The organism is Arthrobacter sp. ZBG10, assembly GCF_001238605.1.
GTDB lineage: Bacteria > Actinomycetota > Actinomycetes > Actinomycetales > Micrococcaceae > Arthrobacter.
Window position 1 is genome coordinate 22,722 of the sequence record NZ_LFQH01000010.1, and the last position, 20,816, is coordinate 43,537.

A 20,816-nucleotide genomic window follows, 5' to 3' on the forward strand; every position below is an offset into this window, starting at 1 on the left:
GCATGAAGCGTGCATGAAGATGTCTTCATGAACCCGGAATCCTGCGGCCCAGTCCAGTGGGGCGGGCCCGGAGCCTGCCGGCTCCACCAAGGGCCAGGGACTAATCGGGCGCGACGGCCCCGGGCATTGTCACGGGCAGCCGCAGGACTGGCGGACCTTCAGCTCCGTGGCAAACAAACGGTGCCTGGGCGGTTCGCCGCGGCCGGCGCCAACCAGCGAGGCCACCGCGGCTTCCGCCATGGCGGTCACGGGCTGCACCACTGTGGTCAGGGGCGGCCAGGAGTATTCCGACTCGACCGAACCGTCAAAACACGCCAGTGCAATGTCCCCTGGAACGTCCAGTCCGGCTTCCCGCACCGCACGCAGGATGCCAATGGCCTGCATGTCGGAGCTGGCGAAGATGGCCGTGGGCCGGTTGACCGATGCCAGCAGCCGCTGTCCTGCAACGTATCCCCCTGACCTGTCGAACTCGCTGTAGGTGATGGGGCCCTCCCGCAACCCGGCGTCCCGAAGGGCGTCCCGCCAGCCCTGCTCACGGCCGTCCTTGCTGCCGGAGACGTTGGTTCCCATAGCCAGGCCGATGTTGGTGTGACCGTGGCCAATCAGGTGCTCCACAGCCATCCGGGCCCCCGCGGCCAGGTCCACGCCGATGCTGTTGAAACCAGGTGCGTCGCGTTCCTGGTTGAGCAGCACAGACGGGATATCTGCCGTTTCCAGGGATGCCAGGTCCGGTTCGAAGAGCACGCTGGCCAGCAGTACGCCATCAACCTGGCGTGCGGCCAGGTTGCGGACATTGTTGCGTTCCCTGGCAACGTTGCCGTCCGAGTTGCTCAGCACCAGGGCATAGCCCAACGCCGCCGCGGCGTCTTCCACGGCATGGGCGAACAGGGAGAAAAACGGGTTGGTGATGTCAGGAATGATGAGGCCCAGCGTCTCACTGGAGCCCAGTTTCAGGGCCCGTGCCGCGGCGTTGGGCCGGTAGCCCAGGACCCGGATGGCATCCTGGACTTTGGCTTCGGTGGCCGGAGCTACCCGTTTGGGGCCCCCGTTCACCACGTAGCTGACCACTGCCGTGCTGACCCCTGCGTACCGGGCCACGTCCTTGCGGGTCACCGGGCCGCTGCGCGGCGCCTGGGTTGCGGTGGAAGTCATAGGGTCCATGCTAGCCATCGCAGGGCACGACGGCGGCAGGGGCGCAGGTGCGCACGCTGCCGCCGGTGGAAGCGCTTTCCGCCAGCACCAGCGCGGAACCGAGTGATCTACTCGAGTTGATACCAGGCATTCGAGCCTGTGCATGGACTTTTGAGGCAGGAAACTTTTCCTTGCCACTATGTATCTACTCGTGTAGATTCATCCCCAGTTGTTACATCCATCACACGCAGGAAGGGTCGAAGATGACCACCCTTACCAGGAACGCAAGTCCAGCGGAGCAGGTTTTGTCCGGGACACGGCGGCGCCGTGGACGGGGCGACGTCAAGATCGCACTGTTCTTCATCGCGCCGGCCATGATCGGGTTTGTCCTCTTCTACCTGGTCCCCACGCTCCGCGGCATCTACCTCAGCTTCACCGAATACAGCATCCTGGGTGAGCCGGAATGGATCGGCATCGCCAATTACCAGGCCATCGCCAAGGACCCGCTTTTCTGGAACGCCCTCGGCGTCACCACGCAGTACGTCCTGATCAACATCGTGCTCCAGACGGCACTCGCCCTGGGCCTGGCCCTTCTGATGCACCGGGTGGCTAAGTCAACAATCATCCGGGGCGCGCTCCTGCTGCCCTACCTCATGGCCAACGTGATCGCCGCCCTGCTCTGGTTCTGGCTGCTCGATTACCAGATCGGGATCGTCAACTTCCTGATCGACAGCATCGGCCTGCCCAAGATCGCGTTCTTCGGCAGCGCGGAATGGGCCATCCCCACCCAGGCCCTCATCAATACCTGGCGGCACATGGGCTACACGGCACTCCTGATCTTCGCCGGACTGCAGTCCATTCCCAGCCACCTCTATGAAGTGGCCAACCTGGACGGCGCCTCCCCCATGCAAACGTTCCGGAAAATCACCCTGCCGCTGCTGCGCCCGGTCCTGGCACTGGTCCTGATTGTCACCATCATCGGTTCCTTCCAGGTCTTCGACACCGTGGCCGTCACCACCCAGGGCGGCCCCGTCAACGCCAGCCGGGTGCTGCAGTTCTACATCTACCAAAAGGCGTTCACCGAATCGGACTTCGGCTACGGATCGGCACTTGCCGTCATCCTCTTCGCCATCCTCGCCATTGTGGCCTTCATCCAGATGAAGTTCCTCAAAGGCAACGAATCGGACCTGGACTAAGGACACCACCACCATGACCACCACACACGCACCCGCAACGTCGCGCGTCAAAAGTACCCGCCGCCGTCGGCCGATCAACTGGCGCAAATCCGGCGCCTGGGTCCTCGTGGCCATCGCCGTGGCCGTCTCCGTCCTGCCCTTCTACTGGGTCCTGCGCACCGCCCTGTCCACCAACGGATCGTTGGCCACCAACGCCTCCAACCTTCTGCCGGCAGACTTCAACCTCGGCGCCTTCAAGCGGGTCTTCGGCCTGCAAAGCCCCGAGGAAGCGATCGCAGACGGCGGTTCCGGCGCGCAGATCGATTTCTGGATTTACCTGCGCAACTCGGTGCTTTTTGCCGCCATCACCACCGCCAGCGCCGTGTTCTTCAGCGCCATGGCCGCCTACGCCTTCGCCCGGCTCCGCTGGCGCGGCCGGAACGTGGTGTTCAGCCTCTTCCTGGCCACCATGATGGTGCCGCCCATCTTCACGGCGCTGCCCAACTTCCTGCTGATCAAAAACATGGGGCTGCTGAACTCCATGCTCGGCCTGGTGCTCCCCTACATCTTTATGACGCCGTTCGCCATCTTCTTCCTCCGCCAGTTCTTCCTGAACATGTCCCGGGAGGTGGAGGAAGCAGCAAAGCTCGACGGCGCCAGCCATCTTCGGATCTTCTTCCAGATCATCCTGCCCAACGCCGCGGCCCCGCTCGCCACACTTGCCCTGCTCACCTTCATCGGGCAGTGGAACGAATACTTCTGGCCACTGCTGGTGGGCCAGGACGAATCCGTCCGGGTCCTCACCGTGGGCCTCGGCGTCTTCAAATCCCAGTCGCCGCAAGGCGCCCCCGACTGGTCCGGACTGATGGCCGCAACCCTGGTCTCGGCCCTTCCGGTCCTCATCCTGTTCGCCATCTTCGGCAAGAAGATCGTGAATTCCATCGGTTTTTCCGGCATCAAATAACCCCTTCTCGGGCATGCCATGGCGGCCTGCCCGGACAACACGCCTTTGAAAGGGCCCACCATGAAGAAGAAGACCATTGGCAGCCTGGCTGCCGCAGCCGCTGCAGTCCTTGCCCTCTCCGCCTGTGGCGGCGGCTCATCAGCCGAGGCCGGCAAGGGCGAAATCAACTACTGGCTCTGGGATGCCAACCAGCTTCCCGCCTACAAGCAGTGCGCCGAGGACTTCACCAAGGCCAACCCCGACATCACCGTCAAGGTCACCCAGCGCGGCTGGGACGACTACTGGGGCACCCTCACCAACGGTTTTGTGGCCGGTACGGCGCCGGACGTCTTCACCGACCACCTGGGCAAGTACCCCGAATTCATCAAAAACAAGCAGCTCCTGGCCCTGGACGACGCCGTCGCCAAGGACAACGTGGACACCGGTGCCTACAACGCAGGCCTCGCGGACCTCTGGGTGGGCGAGGACGGCAAACGCTACGGGCTGCCCAAGGACTGGGACACCATCGCGCTGTTTTACAACACCAAGCTCGCCACGGACGCCGGCGTGAGCGCCGCGCAGATGGCGGACCTGACCTGGAACCCGGACGACGGCGGCTCCTACGAGAAAACCATCGCCCACCTGACCGTGGACAAAAACGGGGTCCGCGGTGACGAGGCCGGCTTCGACAAAAACAACGTCGAGGTCTACGGCCTGGGCCTGACCGGCTCCGGTTCCGGGCAGGGCCAGACGGAATGGAGCTACCTTACGGGCACCACCGGCTGGACCCACACGGACAAAAACCCGTGGGGTAAGAAGTTCAACTACGACGACCCCAAGTTCCAGGAAAGCATCGACTGGTTCGCAGGGCTCGTGGAGAAGGGCTACATGCCCAAGCTCGAAACCACCGTGGGCGCCAGCATGGCCGACACGTTCGCCGCCGGCAAGTCGGTCATCAATGCGAATGGTTCCTGGATGATCGGCCAGTACACCGGCTACAAGGACGTCCAGGTGGGCATTGCGCCCACCCCCAAGGGGGTCAGCGGCAAGCGCGCCAGCATGTACAACGGCCTGGCGGATTCCATTTACGCCGGCACCAAAAAGCCTGAAGCGGCCATCGAATGGGTCGAATACCTGGGCTCCACCGCCTGCCAGGACGTCGTCGCGTCCAAGGCTGTGGTGTTCCCTGCCATCACCACCTCTGCGGACAAAGCCGTGGAGGCTTTCAAGGCCAAAGGCGTGGATGTGACCGCCTTCAGCCAGCAGGTTGACGACGGGACCACCTTCCTCTTTCCCATCGCCGACAACGCTGCCAAGGTGGATGGCATCATGAAGCCGGCGATGGACGCGGTAGTTTCCGGCAAGGCGCCAGCCAGCTCCCTCACCGCAGCAAACGAACAGGTCAACGCCCTGTTCAAGTAACACCCCAGGCTCCGGGCGCCGCCGCCACGGCGGCACCCGGAGCGGCATTACCGTAGTAACCAGACCAGCCCCGCACCTTCCGCGGCGGCCAACAGACTTTGACCCGAAAGAGACGTTCATGGATCCCCTGCACCTCCGTTCCGCCGGCACCAGCCTGCTGATCAGCTTCGACAGCGGGGAGGCAGAGGTCATCCATTGGGGGGCCGACCTGGGCAGCACACTTCCGGACCTGGGACTGTTGACCGCCCCGATAACGAACTCCGCCGTCGATGCCCGCGTGCCCGCCGCACTCCTCCCACAGGCATCCTCGTCCTGGCGGGGCCGTCCGGCGGTGCGCGGACACCGGGTCGTCGACGGGTCCGGCGGACTGGACTTCTCCTCCCGGCTCCGGGTCACCTCAGCCGTGCAGGAAGGCAGCACGGCAACAATCGTCCAGGCCGACGACGGCACGGGCATCAGCGTCGCGTCCACCTTGACCCTGCACGACGGCGGCCTCCTCGAGTTGCGCCATACCCTCACCAACCACGGCAGCACGCCGTTCCAGGTGGACGAGCTGGCCACCGTCCTGCCGGTTGCACCGGCAGCCACCGAACTGCTGGACCTCACCGGCCGGTGGTGCCGCGAACGCCACCCCCAGCGCCGGGACATCCAGCAGGGCACCTGGGTCCGGGCCGGCCGGCATGGCAGGACCGGACATGACTCCTCACTCCTCTTCGCCGCCGGCACCACGGGCTTCGGCAACCGCCACGGCCAGGTCTGGGCCACCCATTTTGCGTGGAGCGGAAACCACGAACACTTCGCCGATACCGTCGGGGACGGCCGCACCGTCGTAGGCGCGGCCGAACTCCTGGGCTCTGCCGAAGTCGTCCTGGCACCCGGGGAGAGCTACAGCGCACCAGCGCTTTTTGCCGCCTACTCCGGCTCGGGCCTCGACGGCGTCACCGCCGCCTTTTACAGCTGGTTCCGCGCCAGGGCCCACCACGTCCTGCCTGCCGCTGCGACGGGCCTGCCCGCCGGGAAGCCGCGTCCTGTGGTGCTGAACACGTGGGAAGCCGTGTACTTCGACCACAACCTGGACACCCTGGTGGATTTGGCGGATTCAGCCGCCGACCTCGGCGTGGAGCGTTTTGTGCTCGACGACGGCTGGTTCCGCGGCCGCCGCAGCGACCACGCGGGACTGGGCGACTGGTTTGTTGACGAAACGGTCTGGACGGACGGGCTGACCCCGCTGATCCACGCGGTTAACACCCGCGGCATGGAGTTCGGGCTGTGGGTGGAGCCCGAAATGATCAACCTCGATTCGGACGTGGCCCGCGCGCATCCGGACTGGATCGTGGGCCCGTCGGCGGCAGCACCCGGCGACGGCGGCCGGCTCCCGCTCGAATGGCGCAACCAGCACGTCATCGACCTGGTGAACCCTGAGGCCTGGCAGTATGTCTACGACCGGATCGATGCCCTGCTCGCGGGCAACAACATCAGCTACCTCAAGTGGGACCAGAACCGGGACCAGACCGAACACGGCCATGCCGGCCGGCCCTCCGTCCACGGGCAGACCCTCGCCGCTTACCGCCTGTTCGACGCGCTCCGGGCGGCCCATCCCGGCGTCGAGATTGAAAGCTGCTCCTCAGGCGGCGGCCGGGTTGACCTTGGCATCCTGGAGCGCACCGACAGGATCTGGGCCTCGGACTGCAACGACGCCCTGGAACGGCAAACAATCCAACGCTGGACCGGGGCCGTGGTCCCGCCCGAACTCGTGGGCAGCCACATCGGCCCCACCACGTCCCACACCACCGCCCGCACCCACGACCTCTCCTTCCGCGCCATCACGGCCCTCTTCGGCCACTTCGGGATGGAATGGGACGTCCGCACTGTCCAGGGCAAGGACCGCGATGAGCTCCGCCGCTTTGTGGGCCTCTACAAGGAACACCGGGGCCTGCTCCACAGCGGCACCCGCGTCCACGCCGACCTTCCCGGGGACGCGCTGCTGCTCCACGGCGTGGTGGCCGACGGGCCGGCAGCTGAGGGCACGACGGCGGCGCTGTTCGCCCTGGTCAGCACCCGCACCGCCGCGGCCGAACAGCCGGGCCGGATCGGCATCCCGGGGCTGGAGGGCGGGCGAAGCTACCGCGTGGAAGCCATCTACCCCACAGCGGCGGACGCCGGCCACAACCACACCTTTGCCTACGTCCAGCCGCCGGAATGGCTGGCCGGCGGGGCGGTGGCCACCGGGACGTTCCTGGCCGAGGTGGGGCTGCCCATGCCGCCGCTGCACCCAGAGCACGGCGTGCTGTTGCAGGTCACGGCCCTCTAAACCCACGGCCCCGACGCCCCCTCCACTCTGCGCGAGATGGCACTTCGCGGCGATGTTTCCCCCGAACACTGCCGCGAAGTGCCATCTCGGGCGTGGGCGTGGGCAGGGGGCGGCGTGGAAGGCGGGCCGGCGTAAGAAATGCCCGGGGCGGGGGCAAACGGCTAGATTGGCACCATGACTTCCGCCAATACCGCCGCCGATGCCGCCCGCGGCACCATCCTTGTTATCAACGGTCCCAACCTGAACCTCCTGGGCACCCGGGAACCGGAAAAATACGGCACGTCCACTCTGGCGGATATTGAGGAACTGGCCGCCAACGCCGCGCGGGCCCACGGTTTTTCCGTGGAGTGCGTCCAGTCCAACCACGAAGGCGTCCTGCTCGATGCCATCCACGCTGCCCGGGGCAACGCGGCGGGCATCGTCATCAACGCCGGCGCCTTTACCCATACCTCCGTGGCCCTGCGCGATGCCCTCGCCGCGGTGCAGCTGCCCGCCGTCGAAGTCCACATCACCAACGTGCACCAGCGCGAGGAGTTCCGGCACCATTCCTACCTGTCAGGAGTGTGCGCAGCCGTCATCGTCGGCGCCGGAGTCACCGGCTACCGGCTGGCTATCGAGTACCTGGCCGAGGTGCTGTAGGCGCCAGGCCAGTGGCGGGTGCTATTTCTGGATGCACTGCCCGGACGAAACAGGTGCCGAGAGCCCGGACGCCTGGGCCGCCACCGGGTTGAGGTCGTCCATGGTGATGGCAAATCCCATCTCGGTGTCGGAGGTGGCCTTGGCGAACACCACGCCGGCCACTTCACCGTTGGTGGTCAGCAGTGGCCCGCCGGAATTGCCGGGCTGGATGTCCCCGGCGAGCCGGTAGATGTCCTCCGGTGCGGGGTCGTTGCCGTAGATGTCCGGCACCAGGATGGTGGCGATGTCCTGGACGGTGGCGGGCTTGGACTGGAACGGGCCGCCGTGCGGATACCCCGCGAACGCTGCAGGGCTCCCGCCGGGCAGGTCGCCGCTGAAGGGCAGTGCCGGGGCGGGCAGGCCGTCCACGGCCAGCACCGCGAGGTCATGCCGGGTGTCGAAGTAGACCACGCGGCCGGGCATGGCGTCACCGCCGGGCAGCTCCACCACGGGCTGCGACACGCCCGCCACAACATGGGCGTTGGTCACGACGCGGTCGGTGGCCACCACGAAGCCCGTGCCTGTCTGGTTCTGTCCGCACTGGTAGGCGGTCCCGGCGATCCGCAGCACGGATTCCGCGGCTTTGTTCAGCGCGGGCGTGTCGGTGCTGGCGTTCGGGACGGCCACCGCGGGTCCCTGGCCGAGGCCCTGGAGCAGGACCGGAATGCCGTTGCCGACCACCGTGGAGCGCAGCTGCGCCATGGTGGCTTTCACCTGCGTGGGCGTGAGCCCGTCGATGAAGCGGATCACCTTCGAATCGGCCAACTGCTCCGACACCACCGGCACGCCCAACGAGCCCACGCTGAACGCCAGCATGGACATCACCAGCGCGGACACCGCAAGGTTGGCCGCACCGCCCACTATCCGGTCCACCGCGCGAAGGGGCGGAATCCGCACGGCGCCGCGGATCAGGCGCCCCACCATGGTGCCGAGGCTGTGGCCCAGGACCACCAGGACAACACTGGCCGCGACGATGGCAGTGAGCCGCCAGCCGGGGTCCGGGACGAACCCGCTGACCAGGGGGACGGCGAAAAAGGCTGCCACGGCCCCGGCCGCGAAACCCGCGATCCCGCCGACCGTCACCAGGAAGCCGTTGCGCAGCCCGTATACGAGGTACGACAGCAGCGCCAGGATCAGCACCAGGTCCAGGACAGTCAAGCCAGCCACGAAGGCTCCTTATCAGAAGTTGAACCCCCATTCTAGTGGGGGTATCTGACAATCCACTGTGGAGCCAACGCGGCCCCTCGGGCCCGTCCTGCACCGCCGGTTCCCGCCTTCCTCCGGGGTCGGATATGTTGTGGATTCCGTCATCAGCAGGCGTCATGCGGGCGTTTCCGGTGCCAAGTTCGTCACAGAACCTTGAAAATTCTGAAACAATGGCACAAGCGCCACAGCCGACACTTTTATTCAGGAGATTTCATGGACATCGAGGTACTGCGCCGAGCACCCCTTTTCGCCACGCTCGACGACGACGCATTCCGTCTGCTGACGGATGAGCTGACCGAGGTGGACCTTTCCCGCGGAGCATCGGTGTTCCGCGAAGGCGACCAGGGCGACCAGCTCTACTTCATCGTCTCCGGCAAGGTGAAGCTGGGCCGGACGTCCCCGGACGGCCGCGAATCACTCCTGGCCATCCTCGGCCCGGGCGAGCTCTTCGGCGAGATGGCACTGTTCGACCCCAGCCCCCGCACGGCCACCGCCACCGCGGTGTCGGAGACCCGCCTCGCCGGCCTCAGGAACGAGAGCCTCAATACGCTCCTGCGCACCCGCCCGGAGGTCTCGGCCCAGCTGCTGCAGGCTCTGGCCCGCCGCCTGCGCCGCACCAATGATTCCCTCTCGGACCTCGTGTTCTCCGACGTTCCCGGCCGCGTGGCCAAGGCACTCCTGGACCTGGCCGACCGCTTTGGCCGTCCCGCCACGGACGGCGTCCTGGTGGCTCACGAGCTCACCCAGGAAGAGCTGGCACAGCTGGTGGGCGCGTCCCGCGAAACGGTCAACAAGGCACTGGCCGAGTTCGTCCAGCGCGGCTGGCTGCGCCTTGAGGCCCGCGCCGTCGTCATCCTGGACATGCAGCGCTTGCGCCAGCGTTCACGCTAGGCAACGCACCTTTCGGAAGGCCGTCCTGACCAGGGCGGCCTTCCGCGTTTAACGCGGGCGTCCGCCATGAGACTGGACCCGGGGATCCGGCAGCGTGCGTCAAAGCGACGCAGGAGCAGCACGCAGAGGATCCGTGGGTCCAGTCTGCCCCGGCCGGTCACTGCGAAGGCTGGATCAGCGCTCCCGCTGCGGTTCGCCGGGGGTGGTTTTGGCGGCTTCGACCTCAAGCATCAGGTGTCCATCCTCCTCCACGAGGGCAGGCTGGTACACGTGGGCCTTGCGTTTGTAGCTGAGGTAGGCGATGCAGCCATTGGCGGCCGCCATCTTTTCGAGCATGATCTCGGAACCGGGGACCAGCAACTGGCCCAGCGGCAGCCCCACGGTGTTTTCCTGCCCCACTTCATCACCAAGGGCGGTGGTGCCGCGCCCGCCGATGACGGTGCCGGCGTTGACCCAACGGCCCCATACGCCGCGGCCGTCCAGGAGGCTGGGCTGTTGGCCCATGGGCACGGTGGCCGCAAAATAGCGGGTATCGAAACGGCGGTGCGCAAAGTCGGGGGTGCGCCAGTTGACCAGCGACTTGAGCAGGTCGGTCCGCAGCAGGAGCCCGCGCTTGTCCAGGATCTGGGCGAGGCTGCGCTCCTGTTCGGCCACGGCAAGCCGGGCGCGCATCCACTCCGGGGTGGAAGTGGCCTCGACGGTGCCGGACATGTCCGGGCCCGCCAGCAGCAAACCGGTCTCCTCGAACAGTTCGCGGATGGCGCCCACCACGTGCCGGCGGGCCAATCCGACGTCGGCCGTACCCATGTGGTCAGCCCATTGCTGCGGTGAGGGGCCCAACCAACCGATGGGGTCGTCGTCGGACGCGTCCAGCGAACCGCCGGGGAACGCAAGGACGCCCAGCGGGGAGGAACCGGGCCGGTAAGCCAGCCACGTTTCCAGCCCCGTCGGCGAATCCCGGAGCAGCACCACCGAGGATGCCAGGCGGGCTGCCCGGGGGGTCCGTTCGCCGTGTTCAAGCCAGCTTTGAGCCGCTCCCTCCAATTCCTGGGGAAGGGCGAAGAGGCGTCGTGCTAGTTGTGGCAAGGGAAGGACCGGACCTAGCTGAATTCTGCGATCAGTTCGACTTCCACCGGGGAGTCCAGGGGAAGAACGGAAACGCCGACGGCGGAACGTGCGTGCTGGCCCGCGTCGCCAAGGACCCGGCCCAGCAGTTCGGAGGCGCCGTTGATGACGCCCGGCTGGCCCGTGAACGTGGGGTCGGAGGAGACAAAGCCTACGACCTTTACGATGCGGGTGATCCGGTCCAAATCGCCGATGACGCTTTTGACCGCGGCGAGGGCGTTCACTGCGCAGACAGCGGCATAGCGGTGGGCGTCCTCGGGTGAGACGGTGGGCTCGTCGGCATGCCCCTCGGTGCCCAGCGAAACCTTGCCGGTAGCTTCGAGTTTGCCGTTAATAAACGGCAGCTGGCCGGAGGTGTAAACGTGGTTGCCGGAGATCACTGCGGGCACATAAGCGGCCACGGGTGCGGCCACGGCAGGGAGGGTCAGTCCCAGTTCGGCGAGCCGTTGCTCCACTGCCGATGTTGGCGCTGTTTCCGCGCCGGCAGGGGCTTCTGCGGGGGTTGACATATTACTGCTTCTCCCTTTTCAGGTAGGCAACCAGTCCGTTGCCGTCCGGCCCGGGGACAACCTGGACGAGCTCCCAGCCGTCCTCGCCCCACTGGTCCAGGATCTGCTTTGTAGCGTGAATGATGAGCGGAATCGTCGCGTACTCCCATTTGGTCATGAGCTAAAGACTAGTCCTTGCCGGTAAAGTGGAAAACATGGCGACTCGCACGAACCCCCTTTTTGACACGGCCACCACCCTGGGAAAGATCCTTATTTTCCTTGGCGTGAGTGCTATTTGCGGTGTCCTGGTGGCGGGCCTGCTGGTCCCCGCGGCAGCCGTTTCCGGCAGCGCCGCCAGCGGCTCGATCGAGTTTTTCGACACGCTCCCCGCCGAGCTGAAGGTTGATCCGCCCAACCAGACCACCAGGATCCTGGCCGCGGACGGCAGCGAGATCGCCAGCCTGTACAAGGAGAACCGGACCAAGGTCTCCCTGGACAACATCTCGCCGTTTATGAAGGAAGCCGTCATCGCGGTGGAGGACAGCCGCTTCTACGAGCACGGCGGCGTTGACACCACCGGCATCCTCCGTGCGCTTGTTGCCACGGCTCGCGGCAACAAGCAGGGCGCTTCCACCATCACGCAGCAGTACGTCAACAACGTCCTCAACGCCAACCTTGCCGCCGAAGGCAAGGACGAAGACATCAAGCTCAACGGCGTGAATAAGGGCGTAGGCGACAAGCTCCGCGAGATGAAGCTCGCCATCGCGCTGGAGAAGGAGTTCAGCAAGGACCAGATCCTTGAGGGCTACCTGAACATCGTGTTCTTCAACGTCAACGCGTACGGCATCGAAGCCGCTTCCCGCTACTTCTTCAGCACCTCCGCCAAGGACCTCACCCTCCCCCAGGCCGCGCTGCTGGCCGGTTTGGTCAACAGCCCCTCGGCGTTTGACCCGGTCACCAACCCGGAGAACGCCAAGGCCCGCCGTGACCTGGTGCTGAGTTTGATGCTGAGCCAGACCAAAATTACCCAGGCAGAGCACGACGCCGCTGTGGCGACTCCCGTGGAGCCCGTGGTAACCCAGCCCAAGCAAGGCTGTGCGTACGCCTCCACCGCGCCGTACTTCTGCGACTACATCCTGCACCTGCTGGAGAACAACCCGGCGTACGGTGCCACCAAAGAGGAACGCCAGCGCTTGATTTACGGCGGCGGCCTCACCATCACCACCACCCTGGACCCCGCAGCCCAGAACGTGGCACAGGACCAGGTCAATACGGCCGCCGGCGCCAACCCGGACAAATGGGGCGCCGCCATGGTTACGGTGCAGCCCGGCTCCGGCAAGATCGTCTCGATGGCCCAAAACACCAGCTTCCTCCCTGCCGAGGGCGGGTTCGATTCGCAGGTGAACTTCAACGTGGACAAGCTGGACAAGGACGGCAACGACCTCAACGGCATGGGCGGCGCGCAGCCCGGCTCCACCATGAAGCCCTTCACGTTTGCCGAGTGGCTGAACGAGGGCAAAACCATGAATACCGTGGTTAACTCCGCGCAGCGCGTCTACCCGCTGGGCTTCAACTGGCGCAACACCTGCGGCCAGGTCACCGGCGGCTACAGCACGGCACAAAAGAACCAGGGCCTTGGTACAGCCGATGACCTCCAGAACGCCGAGCCGCAGTGGTACCGGCCGCTGTCTGTCCTTGAGGGGCTCTACAACTCGATCAACACCGTCACGTTCGCCTCGGCAGCCCAGCTGGACTTCTGCGGCATCCAGAAGGTTGTGGACGCCGTCGGCCTCCACAGCGGACTCCCCGAACTGGACCAGAACGGAAACATCGTCCTGGACGACGCCGGCAACATCGCCGCGCCGAACCCCAACATCGACATGTCCACGCTGGCCAACCTGCTGGGCTCCACCCAGACCGCACCGCTGACCATGGCCAGCGCTTTCGCCACGTTCGCCAACGACGGCAAGTACTGCGAGCCCATCGCCATCACGGGTGTAAAGGACCAGACCGGTGCGGATCTGCCCGCCCAGTCCGCCAACTGCCGCGACGCGATCAAGCCGGAGGTGGCGCGAGGCGTCAACTACGCGCTGCAGGAAGTCATGAACCGCGGTTCAGGTTCGCTGATCCAGCCGCGGCTCTCCACCCGCACCAATTTCCCCATCGGCGCCAAGACCGGTACCTCGAACAACAACGGCTCCACCTGGGTGGTGGGCCACACCACGGGCCTGGCTACCGCCGCCTGGTTCGGCGACCCGCTGGGTGCACAGCAACGTCCAGGCCAGAACATCACGGTGAACGGCAAGTTCTACCAAGGCATCGATGGTTACATGATTGCCGGGCCCATGTTCTCCAACTTCATGACGCAGATTGCGCCGAACTACGGGACCGAGGCCTTCCCCGCACCGCCCAGCAACATGATCAACGGCGCCCCGCAGCGGTCAGTCCCCACGCCCGCCACGCAGGCGCCGACCCCCGCCACCCAGGCACCCGCTCCCGCAGCCACCCAGCCCGCTCCGGCCCCCACCACCGAGGGCAACAACGGAAATGGCAACGGGAACGGGAACGGGAACGGCAACGGGAACGGCTGACCACACATGAGGATTGATCCCGCCCTGGTAAGCCGCGCCCAGTCCCTGGGGCGCGGTTTGGCCGTCACCGCAGGCGCCGGCGCCGCAGCGGGAATCGCCACTGCAGCGTACGGCCTGTGGGAAAAGAACCAGTTTGTTGTCCGGGATGAGACCCTGGCCATCCTGCCCGCCGGCCGCAGGCCGTTCCGCATCCTGCACCTCAGCGATATCCACTTCGTCCCCGGCCAGGACAGGAAGGCTGAATGGCTCCGCTCCCTGGCCGCCCTGGAGCCGGACCTCGTGGTCAACACCGGTGACAACCTCAGCCACGTCAAGGCAGTGGATCCGCTCCTCGAAGCACTGCGCCCCCTGCTGGAATTTCCGGGTGTTTTTGTGCCGGGTTCCAACGACTACTTCGCGCCCACCCCCCGCAACCCTGCCGCCTACCTGCTGGGCCCCTCCAAGAGGAAGGGCGGCCCAACGCAACTGGACTGGCCACGCCTTCGCTCAGGGTTCGGCATGGGCGGCTGGGTGGACCTGACCAACCGGAGCCAGTCGCTGGTGCTGGACGGCATGCGGTTTGATTTCTCCGGCGTCGATGATCCGCACCTGAACCGGGAGCAGTACGCCGGCTGGCCGCGCGGCACCGTCAACCAGGACGCCAACGACCACCTCAAGGTCGCTGTCATCCACGCCCCCTACCAGCGGGTCCTGGACCACTTCACTACCGAGGGCGCGGATCTCCTGCTGGCCGGCCACACCCATGGCGGCCAGATCTGCATCCCCGGCTACGGCGCCCTGGTGACCAACTGCGACCTGCCCACCTGGCGGGCCAAGGGCCTGAACGACTGGCACAGCAATGGCCGCACGACGCCGGTCAACGTCTCCGGCGGCATCGGCACCTCACGCTTCGCACCGGTTCGCATCGCGTGCCGCCCCGAAGCAGTACTGCTGACCCTCACCGCCGGAGCCTAAGCCGCAGCCCCACCCGTGCCACCACCCCCTCAACCCCTCTCCACCCCGAGTTGCGCTATCACTTGTGGTCCCCAACACGGGGTTTTGGGGACCACAAGTGATAGTGCAACTCGGGGGGAAACAGGGGGCGGGGGCTGCGGGTAGCGTGGGGTTTGGGCCCGGCGCATTGCGGATCATAATAACTGGGCAAGTCCACCACCAAAGCCGGAACCCCTGTGAATCGTCTCACTCAATGGCATAAGGTAGTTGCCAAGGGTAATCACATTCGGTTTAGGTTGAAAAGCGGGCATGGCCAAGCAAACATCATTCTTCAGATCCATCAGCCGCCTCTACCCGCACATCCGGCCCATCATCCCGCGGCTGGTCATGGGCCTCCTGTGCGCACTCCTGGCCAGCGTGGTGGCACTGACCATTCCGCAGGTGCTCCGGGTCCTGATCAATGACTCCCTGCAGCCCGGCGGAGCCACGGATGCCGTGTGGATCTCCGCCGCCGTCATCCTGGTCCTCGGCATCGCCGAGGCCGGCCTGGTGGCCCTCCGCCGCCAGTTCGTCATCAACCCCGCCACCACCGTGGAAACCAAAATGCGGGTTTCGCTGTACGGCCACCTGCAGGACCTGACCGTCTCCTTCCACGACCGCTGGGGATCCGGCCAGCTCCTCTCCCGGGCCATGACGGACCTGAACTTCCTGCGCCGCTGGATGGCGTTTGGCGCCATCATGCTGGTGGTGACCACCCTGACGGTGGTCATCGGCATCGCGGTGATGTTCTCCATGAGCTGGCAGCTGGCCCTGATCTTCCTGGCGGCGGCGGTCCCCATCATGGCGTACAGCTTCCGGTTCCGCACCCGGTTCAGCAAGGTTGCCCGGCGCAGCCAGGACCAGGCCGGCGACCTCGCCACCACGGTGGAGGAATCGGTGCACGGCATCCGCGTGCTGAAGGCCTTCGGCCGCAGCCGCGAGGCCCTGGAAAACTTCAACGAACAGGCCGAGGAGCTGCGGCAGACCGAAATAGAGAAGGCCCGCCATCAGGCGTCCTTCACCATGGTGGTCACGCTCCTGCCCGAACTCGCCCTCGGGGCCGGCCTGGTGGTGGGCGTGATGCTCTGCGCCAACGGCCAGCTCAGCATCGGCGCCTTGGTGGCCTTCTTCGCCACCGCCGCCGTGATTGCGTCCCCCGTGGAGTTTTCCGGCATGCTCCTCGCCATGGCACTCACGGCGAAGACCGCCGTCGACCGCCACTACGAAGTGATGGACGCCGCCAACACCATCACGTCCCCCGCCGAGGCCAAACGGCCCGACCGGCTGGCGGGGGCACTCCGGTTCACCAACGCCACCTTCGCGTTCGAGGACGCACCGGACAAACCGATCCTCAAGGACATCAACCTGGAGGTCCGGCCCGCCGAGACCATGGCCCTGGTGGGCATCACCGGCAGCGGCAAAAGCGCCCTGATCCAGCTGGTCCCCCGGCTCTATGACGTTTCCGGGGGCAGCATCAGCATCGACGGAGTGGACCTGCGCGACTTCGATGTCCCGCACCTCCGCCGGGTGGTCGGCGTGGCGTTCGAAGACACCACGCTCTTCTCCAACTCCGTGCGCGACAACGTCCTCCTGGGCGCCCGGGACCGCACCGACGAGGTACTGGAAGAGGCCCTGGACGTGGCACAGGCACACTTCGCCTACTCCCTGCCGGAAGGCCTGGACACGCTGATCGGCGAGGAAGGCCTGAGCCTGTCAGGTGGCCAGCGGCAGCGGATCGCGCTGGCACGCGCCATCGCAGCCCGCCCGCAGGTCCTGGTGCTCGACGATCCGCTGTCCGCCCTGGACGTCCACACGGAAGAGCTCGTGGAGACCCGGCTCCGGGAGGTGCTGCGCGACACCACCACCCTGATCGTGGCGCACCGCCCGTCCACCGTGGCCCTGGCCGACCGCGTCGCCCTGCTGGAAGAGGGCCGGATCACAGCCGTCGGCACGCACACCCAACTGCTGGCCACGAACAGCCACTACCGCTACGTGATCGCGAGCCTCGACCCGGAACCGCGGGACCTTGACTCCGAACTGTCAGCCCTTGAAGACCAGGCAGAGGAGGCCACCCGATGAGCTCCGCTACCTTCGGCACCGCCAACGAGGACAACGCCCACCTCAGCAAAAACGAAAGCAAGGCCGTCCGACGGCGGTCGCTGGCCCTTCTGGGATCCCTGATCCGGCCCGTTCGGCTGCGGTTCTGGCTGACCATTGCCATGGTGGTCCTGTCCCAGGCCGCCCGCGTTGCCGGCCCGGCGCTGATCGCGTTCGGCATCGACAACGCGCTGCCCGCCCTCCAGGCCGGCGACAACCTCCCGCTGGTGTTCACCGGCGTCGCGTACCTGCTGGCCGCGATTGCGACAGCGGGACTCACGGCCCTCTACGTCACCTCCACCGCCCGGCTGAGCCAGTCCATGCTGCTGGACCTGCGGCTGCGCGTGTTCCGCCATACCCAGCGGCTGAGCCTGGAATTCCACGAGAAGTACACCTCAGGCCGGATCATCGCCCGGCAGACCTCGGACCTCGAGGCGCTCCGCGAACTCCTGGACTCCGGCGTAAGCTCACTCGCCTCCGGCCTGCTGTTTATGATCTTCACCGCCATCACGGTGTTTGCCCTGGACTGGCGCAGCGGCCTCCTGGTCCTGGCCGCCGGTGTCCCCATGTTCTTCCTGGCCCGCTGGTACCAAAAGCACTCCCAGATTGCGTTCCGGGAATCCCGCGTTGTCTCGGCCCGCCTGATTGTGCATTTTGTGGAGACCATGACCGGCATCCGCGCCGTGAAGGCGTTCCGCAAGGAGAAGGAGAACGCCGACCGGTACGGCGAGCTGGCGGAGGACTACCGGCTGGTCACGGTCCGGTCCATCAACCTCAACGGCATCTTCCAGCCCGGCCTGGTGCTGATCGGCAACGTCTGCGTGGCCGTGGTCCTGCTCTTCGGCGGCTTCCGCGTGCTGGGCGGCGAACTCGCGGTGGGTGTACTGCTGGCGCTGATCCTGTCCACCAAGCGGTTCTTCCAGCCCGTGGACCAGATGGCCATGTTCTACAACTCGTTCCAGAGTGCCCAGGCCGCCCTGGAGAAGGTCTCCGGACTGCTCGAGGAAGTGCCCACCGTCCGGCCGCCCAAAAACCCGGTGGCGCTGAAGAACGCCCGCGGCGCCGTCGACTTCACCGGCGTGGAATTCCGGTACGGCGACGGCCCTGTCATTGTCCCCACCATGGACCTGCACATCCCCGCCGGGCAGACGGTGGCCCTGGTGGGCCAGACCGGCGCGGGCAAGTCCACGCTGGCCAAGCTCATTGCCCGCTTCTACGACGTCTCCTCCGGCTCCCTGACTCTGGACGGCGTGGACCTGCGCAACCTGAGCACCACCGACCTGCGCAGGAACATCACCATGGTCACGCAGGAAGCCTTCCTCTTCAGCGGGTCGGTGGCTGACAACATCGCCCTGGGCCGGCCGGAAGCCTCCCGGAAGGAAATCGAGGACGCCGCCCGCGCGGTGGGCGCCCACGATTTCATCCTGGAACTTCCGGAGGGCTACGACACCGACGTCAACAAGCGCGGCGGGAGGGTCTCCTCCGGCCAGCGGCAGCTCATCAGCTTCGCCCGGGCATTCCTGGCCCGGCCGGCAGTGCTGATCCTGGACGAGGCCACGTCTTCCCTGGACATCCCGTCCGAGCGCCTTGTGCAGACCGGCCTGGCCCGGCTGCTGGCCGGCACGGACGCGGAGAGCCGGACGGCGCTGATCATCGCCCACCGGCTGTCCACGGTGGAAACCGCGGACCGTGTTCTGGTGGTCCACGACGGCCGGATTGTGGAGGACGGCAGCCCCACCGACCTGATCAGCGGCGGCGGCCGGTTCGCCGATCTGCACGGCGCATGGAAGGACTCCCTGGTCTGAGCGGGCGCCGATTTCGCATCGGGACCCGGCATCCGCTATTCTTGTAAAGTTGCTTTTGCAGCGGATCGGGATGTGGCGCAGCTTGGTAGCGCGCGTCGTTCGGGACGACGAGGTCGCAGGTTCAAATCCTGTCATCCCGACCAATTACAAAAAGAGGGTCTCCACACGGAGGCCCTCTTTTTGTATTAATTGCCCGCGTCCCTCAGATCCCGGTTCCATAACGGCGCAGGACACAGTCCGTGACTGATAGTCCCGGCGCCGGGAGAAAAAACGGCCCCGGAGCATCCGCTCCGGGGCCGTTCCCTGCCTCCGTTTAGGTGAGGAAGCTGTTTACGCGGGGTCCGGCCAGTTGCCGATCCGGGAAGCCGTGTAAGTGGTTCCCGAGGGCTCGGTGGTGGTGGTGGTGGGCTCCGTGGTGGTCTTGGTCTTCTTGGACGCGGGATCAGGCCAGTTGCCAATGGCTACGGAGGTTGCCGAGTTGTCCACGACGGACCCGGCGGACAGGACGGCGGGGGCCGCAGCGGAGAATGCCAGCGCGGCAGCCAGTACGGCTGCTGATGCGATCTTCTTGAACATGTTTGGGTTCCTCAATACGAGTCGGATTCGTTACAAAGCCAGCACTGTCCTTGTTGACATACATTGTAAAATGTTTTCCACAGGGACTGTCAAGCATTTGCACAAAGACAGTCCCAGAAGAGGAGGATATCCCGTGGGTAACGGATTCGGGGAGAAGCTCCGCGCGGAGCGTCTCGAACGGGGGCTGACCCAGGCCGAACTGGGCAGGGATCTGTATTCCCCCAGCTACATCTCACTGCTGGAGACGGGCCGCAGGGAACCGACAGCAGAAGTGATCGAGGAACTGGCACGCCGGCTGGAACTGGCGCCCAAGGCGCTGGAAGCCTGGAGCCAGCCTATTTCCGTCAGCGACGCCGAGTACGTACTGGCCGGGCTGTACGCCCGCCAGGCCTGGGACCTGCGGGACTACGAACTCGCTGCCAGCCACGCTGCGGCCGCCGCCCAGATCGCGCTGGACGGCAAAAACACCAGTGCCTGGTGGAACATGACCTATATGCAGGCGGAATGCCTCATGAAGCAGGGTGACCTGCAGGAATGCCGCAACATCATCGAACGCCTGCTTGAGCACCCCATGGCCACCGAATCGGTGGGGCTCGGCGTCCGTGCCCGCCAGATGCTGGCCGCCGTCTGCCATGGCCAGGGCCAGCTGTCCGTCGCCGTGGAGCACGCCCTCGAAGCGGTCAAGCTGTCCGTCAGCCTGCCGCGGAACTCAACCGTGCTGATCGGTGCCCACCGGATCCTGATCGGCGCCCTGGCCGAAAGCGGCCGGCTGGACGAGGCCTGGAAGTTCTGCCAGGCCCTGTACGAGCAGGTGGATGAGCACTCCATGTCGCAGCTCGCCGGCGAGGTGGCCTGGGTGATCGGCAACGTCGCATTTATGCGCCACGACTACGTGGAGGGCGTCAAACACCACGAACGGGCAGCGAAACTGCTCTCGCCCGCCAACGACATTGAGCTGTGGGCCCGGTTCAACAAGGCCTCGGCGGCGGTGCGGCTTTCCTCCGGCATCGTGGAGCCGGAGACGCTGTCCTCCATCGAGCGGGCCGAACTGGCATTTTCCATTGTGGGCGGAACCAAAAGCGATGAGCTGGAAGTGGCGTTCATCCGCGCCCGCTGGCTGTACCTGACCGGGGACATCGTGGCTGCCGTCGAGAAGCTGCGCGGCATCCACAGCGAAAGTGATTCCCTGGCCAAACACACGGCCGGTGAGGTTTCGCTGCTGCTGGGGAAGTCACTGAAAGCCGCAGGCGAGACGGACGAGGCCCTGGTGCACCTGCAGGAGGCCCAGAAGGCGTTCAGCGCGGCCGGAGCCGCAGACCGGGTCCAGCAGGCGCTGGATGCCGTCCTGGAGATCAAGCTGGCCCAGCAGCGCGCCGCAGCGGCTGCCGGGGCCAGTTAGCACCGG

General features: G+C 66.0%; 17 protein-coding genes and 1 tRNA gene. 12 read left to right on the forward strand and 6 right to left on the reverse strand.

The features are described 5' to 3' along the window. Positions 1-129 precede the first annotated feature (129 nt). The gene (locus ACU18_RS02715; RefSeq protein WP_050684006.1) at positions 130-1,152 is read right to left on the reverse strand and encodes a LacI family DNA-binding transcriptional regulator; all 1,023 of its coding nucleotides are present in this window, start codon (positions 1,150-1,152) and stop codon (positions 130-132) included. Between the two features lie 242 nt (positions 1,153-1,394). On the opposite strand from ACU18_RS02715, the gene ACU18_RS02720 reads away from it, so the two are divergent. The 5 genes from ACU18_RS02720 (at position 1,395) to aroQ (ending at position 7,621) form a co-directional block, all read left to right on the forward strand. Beyond that, the gene (locus ACU18_RS02720) at positions 1,395-2,327 is read left to right on the forward strand and encodes a carbohydrate ABC transporter permease (RefSeq protein WP_050684007.1); all 933 of its coding nucleotides are present in this window, start codon (positions 1,395-1,397) and stop codon (positions 2,325-2,327) included. A 13-nt stretch (positions 2,328-2,340) separates the two neighbouring features. Beyond that, positions 2,341-3,270, forward strand: coding sequence for a carbohydrate ABC transporter permease (locus ACU18_RS02725; protein WP_050684008.1), 930 nt, complete (start codon positions 2,341-2,343; stop codon positions 3,268-3,270). A gap of 60 nt (positions 3,271-3,330) precedes the next feature. Beyond that, positions 3,331-4,671, forward strand: coding sequence for an ABC transporter substrate-binding protein (locus ACU18_RS02730; RefSeq protein ID WP_050684009.1), 1,341 nt, complete (start codon positions 3,331-3,333; stop codon positions 4,669-4,671). Positions 4,672-4,789: 118 nt separating this feature from the next. Beyond that, positions 4,790-6,982, forward strand: coding sequence for an alpha-galactosidase (locus ACU18_RS02735; RefSeq protein ID WP_050684010.1), 2,193 nt, complete (start codon positions 4,790-4,792; stop codon positions 6,980-6,982). A 174-nt stretch (positions 6,983-7,156) separates the two neighbouring features. After that, positions 7,157-7,621 (forward strand): type II 3-dehydroquinate dehydratase, encoded by a 465-nt coding sequence (gene aroQ / locus ACU18_RS02740; protein ID WP_050684011.1) that lies wholly within the window; start codon positions 7,157-7,159, stop codon positions 7,619-7,621. 21 nt (positions 7,622-7,642) lie between these two features. Here the strand turns inward: aroQ and ACU18_RS02745 are convergent, their stop codons facing one another. Then, positions 7,643-8,827: a MarP family serine protease gene (locus tag ACU18_RS02745; RefSeq protein WP_050684012.1), complete on the reverse strand. Its 1,185-nt coding sequence runs from the start codon at positions 8,825-8,827 to the stop codon at positions 7,643-7,645. A 252-nt stretch (positions 8,828-9,079) separates the two neighbouring features. On the opposite strand from ACU18_RS02745, the gene ACU18_RS02750 reads away from it, so the two are divergent. After that, entirely contained in the window at positions 9,080-9,757 is a 678-nt protein-coding gene (locus tag ACU18_RS02750) for a Crp/Fnr family transcriptional regulator (RefSeq protein WP_050684013.1), read from the forward strand. 174 nt (positions 9,758-9,931) lie between these two features. On the opposite strand, the gene ACU18_RS02755 is transcribed toward ACU18_RS02750, so the two are convergent. Genes ACU18_RS02755 through ACU18_RS19520 form a run of 3 tightly spaced genes read right to left on the reverse strand, consistent with a single transcriptional unit; the run spans position 9,932 to position 11,548 of the window. Continuing rightward, positions 9,932-10,843 carry an NUDIX hydrolase gene (locus tag ACU18_RS02755; protein WP_050684014.1) on the reverse strand — a complete coding sequence of 304 codons (912 nt, stop codon included), beginning with the start codon at positions 10,841-10,843 and terminating at the stop codon, positions 9,932-9,934. Between the two features lie 14 nt (positions 10,844-10,857). Then, positions 10,858-11,391 (reverse strand): RidA family protein, encoded by a 534-nt coding sequence (locus ACU18_RS02760; RefSeq protein WP_050684015.1) that lies wholly within the window; start codon positions 11,389-11,391, stop codon positions 10,858-10,860. Between the two features lies 1 nt (position 11,392). Further along, the gene (locus tag ACU18_RS19520; protein ID WP_009359196.1) at positions 11,393-11,548 is read right to left on the reverse strand and encodes a DUF4177 domain-containing protein; all 156 of its coding nucleotides are present in this window, start codon (positions 11,546-11,548) and stop codon (positions 11,393-11,395) included. A 37-nt stretch (positions 11,549-11,585) separates the two neighbouring features. Between ACU18_RS19520 and ACU18_RS02765 the strand changes: the two genes are divergently transcribed. The 5 genes from ACU18_RS02765 to ACU18_RS02785 all read left to right on the forward strand — a co-directional run bounded on the left by ACU18_RS02765 (position 11,586) and on the right by ACU18_RS02785 (position 18,978). Next, a complete protein-coding gene (locus tag ACU18_RS02765; RefSeq protein WP_050684016.1) occupies positions 11,586-13,961 on the forward strand; it encodes a transglycosylase domain-containing protein in 2,376 nt (791 codons plus the stop codon). Positions 13,962-13,967: 6 nt separating this feature from the next. Beyond that, positions 13,968-14,915, forward strand: coding sequence for a metallophosphoesterase (locus ACU18_RS02770; RefSeq protein WP_050684017.1), 948 nt, complete (start codon positions 13,968-13,970; stop codon positions 14,913-14,915). Positions 14,916-15,203: 288 nt separating this feature from the next. Beyond that, positions 15,204-17,012 (forward strand): ABC transporter ATP-binding protein, encoded by a 1,809-nt coding sequence (locus ACU18_RS02775; RefSeq protein WP_050684018.1) that lies wholly within the window; start codon positions 15,204-15,206, stop codon positions 17,010-17,012. Further along, entirely contained in the window at positions 17,009-18,835 is a 1,827-nt protein-coding gene (locus tag ACU18_RS02780) for an ABC transporter ATP-binding protein (protein WP_050684019.1), read from the forward strand. Before ACU18_RS02775 ends, ACU18_RS02780 begins: the two co-directional genes overlap by 4 nt. Before the next feature lie 66 nt (positions 18,836-18,901). After that, positions 18,902-18,978 (forward strand) — tRNA-Pro (locus ACU18_RS02785). 187 nt (positions 18,979-19,165) lie between these two features. On the opposite strand, the gene ACU18_RS02790 is transcribed toward ACU18_RS02785, so the two are convergent. Continuing rightward, on the reverse strand, positions 19,166-19,411 hold the full coding sequence (locus ACU18_RS02790) for a hypothetical protein (RefSeq protein WP_050684020.1): 246 nt from the start codon (positions 19,409-19,411) through the stop codon (positions 19,166-19,168). A gap of 133 nt (positions 19,412-19,544) precedes the next feature. Between ACU18_RS02790 and ACU18_RS02795 the strand changes: the two genes are divergently transcribed. Continuing rightward, a complete protein-coding gene (locus tag ACU18_RS02795; RefSeq protein ID WP_050684021.1) occupies positions 19,545-20,810 on the forward strand; it encodes a helix-turn-helix domain-containing protein in 1,266 nt (421 codons plus the stop codon). Positions 20,811-20,816 lie beyond the last annotated feature (6 nt).